Annotated in this window: 10 protein-coding genes, 3 tRNA genes and 1 pseudogene; 2 read left to right on the top strand and 12 right to left on the bottom strand. The window is 57.5% G+C overall.

What is annotated here, in order from left to right:
* Positions 1-99 precede the first annotated feature (99 nt).
* A complete protein-coding gene (locus PG731_RS05225; protein WP_270772594.1) occupies positions 100-702 on the bottom strand; it encodes a LytR C-terminal domain-containing protein in 603 nt (200 codons plus the stop codon).
* 117 nt (positions 703-819) lie between these two features.
* Here PG731_RS05225 and PG731_RS05220 point away from each other — a divergent pair, with 117 nt between their 5' ends.
* A complete protein-coding gene (locus PG731_RS05220) occupies positions 820-1,521 on the top strand; it encodes a uracil-DNA glycosylase (protein WP_270772593.1) in 702 nt (233 codons plus the stop codon).
* Between the two features lie 759 nt (positions 1,522-2,280).
* On the opposite strand, the gene PG731_RS05215 is transcribed toward PG731_RS05220, so the two are convergent.
* The 6 genes and pseudogenes from PG731_RS05215 to PG731_RS05195 all read right to left on the bottom strand — a co-directional run bounded on the left by PG731_RS05215 (position 2,281) and on the right by PG731_RS05195 (position 3,591).
* Complete coding sequence (locus PG731_RS05215; protein ID WP_270772592.1) at positions 2,281-2,676, bottom strand: hypothetical protein; 396 nt, start codon at positions 2,674-2,676, stop codon at positions 2,281-2,283.
* A gap of 6 nt (positions 2,677-2,682) precedes the next feature.
* Positions 2,683-2,778: pseudogene (locus PG731_RS09225) on the bottom strand (transposase-like zinc-binding domain-containing protein); the annotation flags it as partial.
* 240 nt (positions 2,779-3,018) lie between these two features.
* Positions 3,019-3,189: a 50S ribosomal protein L33 gene (gene rpmG, locus PG731_RS05210; RefSeq protein ID WP_006680816.1), complete on the bottom strand. Its 171-nt coding sequence runs from the start codon at positions 3,187-3,189 to the stop codon at positions 3,019-3,021.
* A 52-nt stretch (positions 3,190-3,241) separates the two neighbouring features.
* Positions 3,242-3,315: transfer RNA gene (locus PG731_RS05205), tRNA-Met, on the bottom strand.
* A gap of 28 nt (positions 3,316-3,343) precedes the next feature.
* A tRNA-Thr gene (locus PG731_RS05200) sits at positions 3,344-3,416 on the bottom strand.
* A 91-nt stretch (positions 3,417-3,507) separates the two neighbouring features.
* Positions 3,508-3,591: transfer RNA gene (locus PG731_RS05195), tRNA-Tyr, on the bottom strand.
* A gap of 122 nt (positions 3,592-3,713) precedes the next feature.
* On the opposite strand from PG731_RS05195, the gene PG731_RS05190 reads away from it, so the two are divergent.
* Positions 3,714-4,217, top strand: a complete 504-nt coding sequence (locus PG731_RS05190; protein WP_101628242.1) for a YajQ family cyclic di-GMP-binding protein — start codon at positions 3,714-3,716, stop codon at positions 4,215-4,217.
* Positions 4,218-4,368: 151 nt separating this feature from the next.
* On the opposite strand, the gene PG731_RS05185 is transcribed toward PG731_RS05190, so the two are convergent.
* The 5 genes from PG731_RS05185 to PG731_RS05165 all read right to left on the bottom strand — a co-directional run bounded on the left by PG731_RS05185 (position 4,369) and on the right by PG731_RS05165 (position 11,378).
* Positions 4,369-5,244 carry a M48 family metalloprotease gene (locus PG731_RS05185; protein WP_270772591.1) on the bottom strand — a complete coding sequence of 292 codons (876 nt, stop codon included), beginning with the start codon at positions 5,242-5,244 and terminating at the stop codon, positions 4,369-4,371.
* 167 nt (positions 5,245-5,411) lie between these two features.
* The gene (locus PG731_RS05180) at positions 5,412-6,911 is read right to left on the bottom strand and encodes an FAD-dependent oxidoreductase (protein WP_270772590.1); all 1,500 of its coding nucleotides are present in this window, start codon (positions 6,909-6,911) and stop codon (positions 5,412-5,414) included.
* A gap of 353 nt (positions 6,912-7,264) precedes the next feature.
* Positions 7,265-8,272: a polyprenyl synthetase family protein gene (locus PG731_RS05175; RefSeq protein WP_270772589.1), complete on the bottom strand. Its 1,008-nt coding sequence runs from the start codon at positions 8,270-8,272 to the stop codon at positions 7,265-7,267.
* On the bottom strand, positions 8,269-9,837 hold the full coding sequence (nuoN, locus tag PG731_RS05170; protein ID WP_270772588.1) for an NADH-quinone oxidoreductase subunit NuoN: 1,569 nt from the start codon (positions 9,835-9,837) through the stop codon (positions 8,269-8,271). Before nuoN ends, PG731_RS05175 begins: the two co-directional genes overlap by 4 nt.
* Entirely contained in the window at positions 9,834-11,378 is a 1,545-nt protein-coding gene (locus tag PG731_RS05165; protein ID WP_270772644.1) for a complex I subunit 4 family protein, read from the bottom strand. Before PG731_RS05165 ends, nuoN begins: the two co-directional genes overlap by 4 nt.
* Positions 11,379-11,389 lie beyond the last annotated feature (11 nt).

Genomic DNA, 11,389 nt, shown 5'->3' with positions numbered 1-11,389 from the left:
AACGGGGTTCACTGTAGGCGCAAACAGCACAGTGGCCAGTCGATTATCGACTGGCCACTCCTGCTAGTGTCGCGTTCGCACCTAGAGCGCGAAGCGGGATTACCTCAGCAGAACGACAATATCTGAATCGCCGATGTTATTCGACTGCTGAACGTTCGTGATGCCCACAGCTTCGCCAACTGCTCGCGCACTGGCTTCCAAGTTCGGATCCTGGTAGTAAACGGTTGAATCCTCGGTCTCCCAACCGGTTGCGTTGCCCGTCGCTGCACCGGCAAAGCCTGCTGCGGTGAGCTTTTCGGCAGTCCGAGCAGCCAAACCGTTCTGGCCAGTACCGTTCAGCACTGAAATCTTCACGTTGGTGTCAACGATGGGTTCGTTCGCCGGGGCGGGCGTTGATTCCGGTTCGGTTACCGGTTCCGACTGAGCAGATTCAGCCTGTTCAGCGGGAGCAGACTGGGTGGTTTCAGGTGCCGACTGAGCCGACTGCGCTTCGGATTGCCCCGTAGGGGCGACAGTCGTATTCGACGAGGTCGGCCTGTTCGTCAGAAGGCTACTTGCTCCCCAAGCCAGTAGGGGAACAACGATCAGAATGACCAGGAATGGCCAGACTGACTTCCACTTCGACGGCTGAGGGCGGTGCATACCGACAGGCATATCTTCGCCGGCAACATCAAATTCATCACGAGGGTTAACTGAACTCACCCTTTTAGCCTAACGTCACGCACGTTTCGATGCCGAAGAAGACACCGGCGCGCCGAGGCCTCGCCACGTATCACAATCGGATAAACATCGCGGATTCGATCGCACTAAGCTGAGCATATGAATGACGTTGCTCCTCAACCGCTTATCAATCTCATCGACCCCGGATGGGCTGAAGCCTTGGCGCCCGTTGAAGACAAGATTCATGAGTTGGGAGTAATGCTCCGCAAAGAAATCAAAGCCGGGCACAACTATCTGCCCGCTGGTACGGATGTACTGCGAGCGTTCACCTACCCATTTAACGACGTGAAAGCATTGATCGTCGGTCAAGATCCATATCCCACACCCGGGCACGCGATGGGGCTCAGTTTCTCCGTCACTCCGGGGACACCGATTCCGCGGTCCCTCGTCAATATTTTCACCGAACTGGAATCGGACCTAGGCCTAGCGCGACCGACTTCCGGTGACTTGACACCATGGGCGTGCGAGGGAGTCTGTCTGCTCAACAGAGTGCTCACGGTTCGCCCGGGTGCCCCAGGCTCACACCAGAAACGCGGGTGGGAGGAGGTCACCGAATGCGCAATCGATGCTCTTGTTGCCCGCACAGATGACGAGGGCACACCACAACCGCTGGTGGCGATCCTCTGGGGCCGACCGGCACAGACGCTGGAACCGCGACTGAACCGCTTCCCGATCATCAAGTCGGCGCACCCATCCCCCTTGTCAGCACGTCGTGGCTTCTTCGGTTCGAGGCCTTTCTCGAGGGCAAATGACCTTCTTCGGGTTCAAGGAGCAACGCCAATCAATTGGCAGCTCCCCTAAAACATCGGCACGGGAAACTGACATAGAGGCGACATTCTTCATCTCCGCCCCTTACACCCGTCTTTCAGATTTGGGGTTAATACCCAAAACATCGCCTCACACGACGAAGGCGCCACCTCTGGCACCCCACACCCCGGCACGCCCGTCGATGAGGAAGCGAAGTCAGTTGGTGAGCGTCACTACCTGCACCCCACGCGACAAATCCGGGCTTAAACACGCAAAACCATCGCACCAAGTGCAGTCGGGGGCACAAAACCAACCCACGACCGCACCAACTACACCTCACGCGACAAATCCAGGATCAAACACGCAAAACCGTCGCACCAAGTGCAGCCGGTGCACCAAAACCAACCCCACCCCCACACCAACTACACCCCACGCGACACATCCAAGCTCAAACACACAAAACCGTCGCACCAGGTGCAGCCGGTAACTCGATGAGCTTGGATCGCAGATAACGACTGGGTTCACGCAGACGATTGGGGACGTCTTGACCGACCACCCGACTGCAAATCAAAACGCCCGAGCCGATGAGTGTTTGGAAGGCTCGGCTTTGAGACGCTTGATCAGGCCCGCACGTCTGGCCAAGAAAGGGGCTCGACGTTGACGCGATTGTGACCCACGAGTTTGCACTCAGCGACGTGTATTCAGCCTACGACGCCCTCCGCGACCGCATCAGTGTGAAAGTAGCAGTAATCCCGGACTAGGCCAGCAAGTTCTCAGACGAGAAGTTCAGCGCAAGCTCGCCCCATGAAACATCTACGGATAAGTAGCGCTACGGGGCCAGATGTTCTTGCGCGCCTTCTCAAACCCACTTCCCCCATCAGCGACCACCAACAAGGGCAGGGCGATACGGCTCATTAACGCTTCCCACGCGCTTGCTTTCTGCGCTCTTGCCACATACCAGCCCAACACATACTCATCACTTCGGGCAATCAGAACAACAGCTTTGCGCCCTAGATGGATGCCATCAACGTAGATGACGTCATGGACCTGGTCAATGATGGGTGGCAAAGCCCAATAGCTCCACAACGCCTGGCAACGCCTCTGGAAGGATCTGCCCTCACCGGGAAGCTCTTTGAGGGTTGTCCCTGACAACAGCCAGTTAAGGAACGCTGATAAGTCTTTAGCTCCCGAGTCGATACGTTGCACCATCGAGGAATTACACCCCCGACACCTCCACCTGACTCGTCCAGCAGACGTTCTTCCATTGCGATTCATTGACTGGGCGCACACAGGGCAAACGGGAGCTTTCATATCTCCCAAGCAAACACATCAACTTAAAACCCGACTTTTCCGCACCAAAAAGCCGAAAAGTCACCACAAAACCAACACGTTTTGTCCTATAACCCCATTTTGTCGTTTAACCCTATAATCCCACATTTTGGCCATTAACTCCTGAATCGCCTCGTACCCCGGCGCGCCCTGAATCTGAGCAGAATCTAGGCAAACAAAAATCCCCGAAGCACGTGCTTCGGGGATTTATTTACTGCTTACTCAGCGAGTCTCGCGGTGCGCAGTGGACTTGCGACAACGCGGACAGTACTTCGCGAGTTCCAGACGATCCGGCGTATTACGACGGTTCTTCTTGGTGATGTAGTTGCGCTCCTTGCACTCCGAGCAGGCCAGAGTGATCTTGGGGCGAACATCCTGAGACTTGCTTGCCACGGTGTGTCCTCTTTTGCTTCAGTAGTTTGTCGGCGCGCGACCTGATATGCGGTAGCGGGGGCGGGGCTCGAACCCGCGACCTCACGATTATGAGTCGTGCGCTCTGACCAGCTGAGCTACCCCGCCGCAACGGCGCGACCGTCGTCGCTACCTGAGCCCCGAAAGGGAATCGAACCCTTGACCTTCTCCTTACCATGGAGACGCTCTGCCGACTGAGCTATCGGGGCAACGCGAAAGAGCCTATCTCAGTTCCAATTGCTTTAGCAATCCGCCAGTCTGAGAATGTCCTCACACGCTGAATCTTGGATACATCCAAGATGGTGGCGGGGGAGGGATTCGAACCCCCGTAGCTTACGCGGCTGATTTACAGTCAGCTCCCTTTGGCCGCTCGGGTACCCCGCCGTGCACCAAATTTTTCGGTGCCGTGGAAGAATAACAGATAAATTATCCTCAACGCCAATCGGCGGACCGCTGGCCGGACTCACCTGCCCGCGAACCGCGCATTTACAAGGAAGGGAAGGCCCATGGCAGATTCCTCGTTCGATATTGTTTCCAAGTTAGATCGTCAGGAAGTTGATAACGCAGTCAACCAAGCTGCGAAGGAAATTTCGACACGTTATGACTTCCGTAACGTTAATGCGGCGATCAAGTTGAGCGGTGACGCGATTGAAATGGAAGCGAATTCCGCCGATCGAGTCCTTGCAATCCTTGATGTTGTGCAGACAAAGCTGATTCGTCGTGGCATTTCTTTGAAGAGCCTGGACTACAAGGATCGCGAGCCGAAGCCGTCGGGCAAGATCTACAAGTTGGTCACTCCCCTGCGTGAAGGTATTGCTCAGGACGCTGCGAAGAAGATCGCGAAGCTCATCCGTGATGAGGGTCCGAAGGGTGTGAAAGCTCAGATTCAGGGTGACGAACTTCGCGTTTCTTCGAAGTCTCGTGACGACCTTCAGGCTGTGATTGCACTGCTGAAGGGCCCCGCCGGAGAGAACATTGATGTCGCGTTGCAGTTCGTGAACTACCGCTGATTTTTCGATTCACGAGGCCGGGCGGGGTGGAAGTGACTGCTTCCACCCCGCCCGCCTTATACAGTCCATGTGATGACTTTCACCCAAGCGCGATGCACGTTGGGCGAAAAGACGCGACCTCGTTCCAGCCGTTGCGCAAACAGGAAGAGGGTCAGTAGCCGGCCATTTTTTCGAGGCGCGCGCAACGCTCATCCATTGACGGATGCGTTGAGAACAGATTGCGCACCTTACCGAAGGGGTTGGCAATCATCATGGCAGCAACGGATTGGTTGGCCGGAGTTTGTTCCATCGGGCGGTGTGCCGTGACCTGCTCCAGCTTGCGCAATGCGGAGGCTAAGGCCAGAGGATCTCCAGTCAGTTTCGATCCGTCCTCGTCCGCGTCGAACTCGCGTGTGCGCGACAGGGAGAACTGAATGAGGGTCGCAACAAACGGCGCCAGAAGGGCGATGAGGATCGAACCGATAATGCCCACTCCCCCGCCTTCGCCATCACGCCTGCCCCCACCACCGAAGAGCAGAAGGAATTGCGCGACTGATCCGATCAGACCAGCAATACCCGCCGCAACGGACGAGGTCAGGATGTCACGGTTGTAGACGTGCATCAATTCATGCCCCAGGACACCACGTAGCTCGCGCTCACCCAAAATCTCAAGGATACCTTCGGTACAACACACGGCCGCATGGTTCGGGTCACGCCCCGTTGCGAACGCATTCGGAGTCACAGTCGGAGCGATCCAAATGGAAGGCACCGGCTGATTTGCACGCGCAGCCAGCTCTTCAACAATTCGATACAGGTCAGGCCGTTCTTCCCGCGTCACCTGATAAGCGTTCATTGATCGCAGTGCAATTGTTGCCGAATTCCAGTAGGACACTGCGGTCTGAACCAATCCAATACCCGCAAAGATCCATATCCAGATTGACCGGCCAGTTGAACCGGCAATCACACCACCGATCACCAGTAGAAGCGCCCACATGCCTCCCAGCAAGAACGCCGTCTTCAAGCCGTTGTGATACCTACGCTGCGTCATAGAAACAGAATATGAGGACTATCTGGGTAAGTCCTGAAAACAATCGGAACACCATCTGAGACCTGCCTCTTATCAGCAGAGAGCGCCCTACCGGGGATCAGCATTGCCCTTGAAATGAGGGGCGGGCAGTGCTGAGAAGAGCACTGCCCGCCCACACAAGGAGAGCGTTACTTGCTTCGTCCCGGACCGGTGTAGTCATCGAAACGCTCGGGAGCTGAAGGAACACCCATTTCTCCCATCTGACCAATCAGGTCGGTGGGTTTCGAATCGGAACCTCGTGAAATATCTGTCATCGCGCGACGGGAAACAACCTTCACGCGCTCGCGCACGCCACGACCTTCGGGAAGCTCGCCGTATTCGGAGCCGAGTGCACGCTCGTATTCATCAAGCAGTTCCCAGCCTTCCCAGGTCGTGAATTCAACGCCACGCTCGTTCAGCAGGTTCACCATCGCTTCGTGGCCCACCGCGTTCGAGGACGCGTGCAGACGTCCAGCATTCGCATCCTCCACCAGGTGGGAGATCGTCTGCTGAGCATCAGACTTCGTCGAACCAATCAGACCAACCGGACCACGCTTAATCCAACCGGTGGCGTAAATGCCCGTCAGAGCCTCGTCCTCACCCGCTTCCGGCGTCGGAACAACTCGACCCTCAACGTTCGGGACAACGCCACGAGCAGTATCGAACGGCAGGCCAGGAATCGGCGACGAGTAGTAGCCGACAGCGCGATAAACCGCCTGCACCGGCCACGTCGTAATGACACCCGTGCCACGCACGTTTCCATCGCCAGTCAGCTCCGTACGCTCGGTACGAATCGCCTTCACATGCCCCTGGTCATCGGCAACAATCTCGGCCGGCGACTGGAACAGGTGAATGTGGATGCGACGGCTTGCCGTGTGTTCATCCTCGTCAGCCATCGCGTAGTTCGTCAGAGTCTTGACAACCTGGCGCTGCTGGTTAGATTCGCGCAGAGCCTGCTCACTGCCCTCATCGAAATCGAAATCTTCTTCAGAAACGATGATGTCAACGTCGGGCACCTTGCCCAGTTCGCGCAGTTCCAACGGGGTGAACTTCACCTGTGCGGGGCCTCGACGACCGAAAACATGAACGTCGGTGACGGGATTGTTCTTCAGCCCCTCTGCGACGTTTTCAGGAACCTCGGTGACCATCATGTCTTCGGCGTGCTTCGCCAGAACGCGCGCAACGTCCAGCGCAACATTGCCAACACCCACGACCGCGATTTTCTTCGCCTCAAGCGGCCAGGTACGCGGGTAATCCGGGTTGCCGTCGTACCAGGACACGAAATCGGCTGCACCGTAGGACTCCGGCAGATCAACGCCGGGAATATTCAGCGGAGCATCGCGGTCGGCACCCGTCGCGATAATGACCGCATCGTAGTGTTCGCGCAGATCATCGATCGTGACGTCGCGACCGATTTCAACGTTGCCCAGCAGTCGAATGTCACCGCGCTGCAGGATCTTGTACAAGGCAACAATGATCTGCTTAATACGCGGGTGGTCGGGGGCAACACCGTAGCGAACCAGACCGTAGGGAGCGGGCAGACGCTCGAAAAGGTCGATGTTCACGTCCAGCCCAGACTTCGACAAAATATCGGAGGCATAGATACCCGCAGGACCAGCACCAATGACAGCAACGTTAAGCGCAGTCAACCCGTTCTCCCTTCGAAGCCCCACGCGTTTTGATTTACGCAAACAGGACAAGTTGAAAATCTATCTGTGTTGATCCTAGTGTCGATTGCGCAAATCTTGCCATTTCGTAACCGGCTTCACGCATTTGGTGGACAGTTTCACCTTCTTAGATGCTCCGGTTGGGTTCTCACACGAGGCCCGAACGAACTCTTGGCAGGGAGCATGGCCTCGTCCCTCGCTCCCAGCCAATATCTCACCCACCGTCCTTCTGACGTGCGAAACACGCTCGGGTGAAAGAGAAGAGACTCCCCGTAAAACACTGTGTGCCCCACAGCCAAAACTGCGGAGCACACAGATGAAAACGACTGTCGAAGTCAGACCAAGCGATCCACCATCAAGTGAGCAAACGCGATGAGTGCCTGCTTCGGTTCACCATCGGGCAGAGAGTCGAGCACCTCGATCGCACTATCTGACCACTGACGAGCCAGCGCACGCGTTTCCTCCAAGCAATCATGGACACGAATCTTCGCTACCAAGGCACCGAGAGCTTCATCCGATGACAGATCAGTGTCACGTTCAGCCAGAATCTGCTTCCCCGCTTCATCGATCGTGCCCTCAGCAACACGACGACGCAGGAGCAGAATCGGCAGGGTGTCTACACCCTCACGCAGATCAGTACCCGGTGTCTTACCAGACTGATCGGACGCAAGGTCAAGAACGTCGTCAGCGATCTGGAATGCGACACCAATGCGCTCGCCGAACTCAGAGACGATCGCAGCAATGTCATCAGAAGCACCCGACAGACACGCACCAAAGTACGCGGCCGTCGCGACCAGCGAGCCGGTCTTATCCGACAGGACCTTCAAGTAGAAGTCGACGCGGTCGTCCTCTTCAGTCGGACCGAAGGTTTCATTCAGCTGACCGATGCAGAGACGTTCGAAGGTCTTCGCATGGTAGCGAACCATCTCGGGACCAAGCGTCGTAATCAGCATCGACGCCCGAGCAAAAAGCACGTCACCAGCGAGGATCGCACGATTGTTGCCCCACACGTGCTGAGCCGACGGAACGCCACGTCTGGTCGGCGCTGAGTCCATGACGTCATCATGGTAGAGCGACGCGAGATGCGTCATTTCAACGGCAGTCGCACCGCGAATGACCTCGTCACTGAGCGCACGTTCCGGGTCACCCAGCTGCGCGCACACCAGCGCGAGGAGGGGGCGAAGTCGCTTCCCACCTGCAAGAGCAAGGTGGCTGGTGAGGTCATTAACGAGGTCACGCGCCCCCGTCACTGATTCGTACAGGCGACGCTCGACGACCTCAAGCCCCGGAAGAATTCGGGACTCGAGGTCGGGAACATGTAGATCTGGCGTAGAAACGGTCACGGCAAAAGTATGACGATGTTTGACAGAATCGACAAAACGGGACCGGGGAAGATGCCCAGCGCAATCGTCGCAAGTGCCAAGCTCAGAACCGCGATGAAGGTCATGCCTTCAGAACGGACAACCACTGAATTCTCAGTCGGCTCGGTGAAGAACATCAGGCGAACCAGACGGAAGTAGTAGAAGGCCGTCACCGCGGAGCACGCCAAAGCAAGCGCCACAAGCCAGCCGAAGCCACCGGCAAAGCCATCAGAGAACACGACGAACTTGCCAACGAAACCAGCCGTCAACGGAATGCCAGCGAACGAGAGCAGGAAGACAAGCATGGATCCCGCCATCAGCGGGTTCTTCTTGCCCAGGCCTGCCCAGCGATCCAGAGCCGTTGCCTCGCCACCGGGTTCACCATCGCTAGTCGCAGAACGAACCAGAGTGATGACACCAAATGCACCAACCGTTGCCAGCCCGTATGCCAGTACGTAGTAGAGGACGTGGCCAGCAGAACCCTGAGCCAGCGAGAAAACACCGATCAGGATAAAGCCGGCGTGTGCGATCGACGAAAAGGCAAGCATACGCTTCACATCGGTCTGAACGATACCGGTGAAGGTACCAACCAGCATGGTCAGAACGGCAACTGCGATCAGAACCGGAACCAGGTCCCACTGAAGCAGTGCTGCGATCGTCTGGTAGAAGCGCAACATCGCGCCGAAGGCCGCCATCTTCACGGCTGCCGCCATGAAGCCGGTAACCGGGGTCGGAGCACCGGTGTACACGTCGGGCGTCCAGGCATGGAACGGAGCAGCACCCACCTTGAACAGCAAGCCGACCATAATCATGAAGACGCCAACAACTGCCAGCCAGTCAAGACCGTTCGCGGTCGGGACGACTGCTGCGGCATCGGAGATCTTCAGGGAGCCGGTGAAACCGTAGAGGAGCGCTGAACCCATCAGCAGGAAGCCGGATGCGAATGCACCCAGGATGAAGTACTTCATGCCTGCTTCCTGGCTGAGCTGACGGCGACGACGCGCGGTGGCGGCCAGAATGTAGAGCGGAAGCGACATGACTTCAAGAGCCACGAACAGCATGATGTAGGAATCAGCTGCCGGGAACAGCATCATGCCACCCAAGCTGAACAGGGTCAGCGGGAACATTTCCGAACGCTGGTAGTTCTGAGTATCGGAACGCTCTTCATCCTGCGAACCGGGGCGATCCGAAGGCTGACCAGCGAAAGCGCCGTCACCAACAACAGTGCGATCGGCCATCACCAGGATCGCGAAGAACGCGACGATAGTCAGGACGAACTGGGAACCGATTGTCAGCGGGTCCTCGATGTACTCACCAATGGAGGTGGGCTTGTCAAGAACCGGGAGCCACCGCGTCGCGAGCACCGCGGCTGCGGCCAGAGTCGTCAGCAGAGCGACGGCAATGACCAGCGTGCGACGGGTCTTGCGGGGAGCAAATGCTTCGATGAGTACGCCCAAGACCGCACCGCCGAAGACGACGATGATCGGAATGAGCGTCACCCAAGCGATCTGCGGAGCGCTAAAGTTTGCTGCTTGCAAGAGATTCAATTCGAGCTCCCTTCAAGAACTGCCGTTGCGGCAGTATCGGCAGTGCCAAGAGCAAGATCTTCACCGATCGGGGTCAGTGCACCGACAAGTGGCGCAGACCAGATACCGAGAACAACCATTGCAATGAGCAGCGGGGCCATCACTGACTTTTCACGAGTGTTCAAGTCAGGCAGTGCATCCTTGCCGGCGACGGGGCCACCGGTGAAGACACGCTGGTAAGGCATCAAGACGTACACGGCAGCGATAATCACGCCGAGCAGCGCGAAGACCGCCAGCACGATATTTACCTGCCACGTACCCATGAGGACGAGGTATTCAGGAACGAAGCCTGACAGACCGGGCAGTGCGATCGATGCAAGACCCGAAACCAGCCAGAGGCCGGCAAGAACCGGGGTCACGCGCTGCATACCCGAGTATGCGTTCATGTCCTGGGTGCCACCGCGACGCGACAGCCAACCGGAGAGGATAAACATCGCTGCAATCGAAACACCGTGAGCAACCATGTAGAACATAGCGCCAACCATGGCGACCGACGAGCCGATGAAGATACCCAAAACCATGAAGCCGAAGTGCGACACGGACGTGTAGGACACGAGGCGCATGATGTCGTCCTGACCGTTAGCAGCAAGACCGCCCCAGATAATCGACAGGACTGCCAGTGCGCAGAGGACCCAGCGCGCTTCGAAGGAAGCTTCCGGGAAGAGGCGCAGGCAGAGGGTAATCATGCCGAAGGTGCCGATCTTGTCCAGCACGCCAACGAGCAGAACCGACGTGCCCGGACGGGCAACGGCGGCAGTATCGGGGAGCCAGGTGTGAACCGGAACCATCGGAGCCTTGATTGCGAAGGCGACCATGAAGGACACGAACGCGCCCATCTGGACTGCGCCCGACAGAGTCGGTGCAACCTGGGACAGGGTGTCGAGGCGGAAGAAGGTGTCGGAGTGCTCTGGAGCGAATGCCCAAAGAGCGATCAGACCACCGAGCATGACCAGACCGCCGGCGAGCGAGTAGAGCAGGAACTTCATCGCTGCTGCATGACGCTCGGCAACCGGGCCGACACCGTAACGACCGATCATCAGGAACAGCGGGATCAGCATCGCTTCGAAGGCGATGTAGAAGACCACCAGGTCAAACGCTGCGAAGATGACGACCATGAACGCTTCGAGGAAGAGGACGAGGGCCGCGTACGAGCCCGCATCCGCTTCGCTTTCATCTTCGTTCCAACCGGCGATCAAAACGATCGGAACCAGGATGACAGCAAGAAGGACCATAACCAGGGACAAGGCGTTGACGCCGAGGGCCCATGAAACGCCCATCTGGGGAATCCACGAGACGGATTCGGTGAGCTGATACGTAGAAGCCGAACCCCAGTCGAAGCTCAGGGCAGCGCCGATAGCAGCACCGAGTTCGAGGAGGGAGACGACCAGAGCAAAGCCCTTGCCTGCGCCCTTACGCAACGCGGGGGTTACTCCAAGCAGGAGCGCACCCAGCGCGGGAAGAGCGACCAGGAGGGTAAGCCATGGGAACGAGGATTCAACCATTGTGTTTTCCA

The organism is Pauljensenia sp. OF14-1SRA (genome assembly GCF_027694595.1).
In the GTDB taxonomy this organism is placed as follows: domain Bacteria; phylum Actinomycetota; class Actinomycetes; order Actinomycetales; family Actinomycetaceae; genus Pauljensenia; species Pauljensenia turicensis_B.
This window is presented reverse-complemented; position numbering and strand designations above follow the sequence as displayed.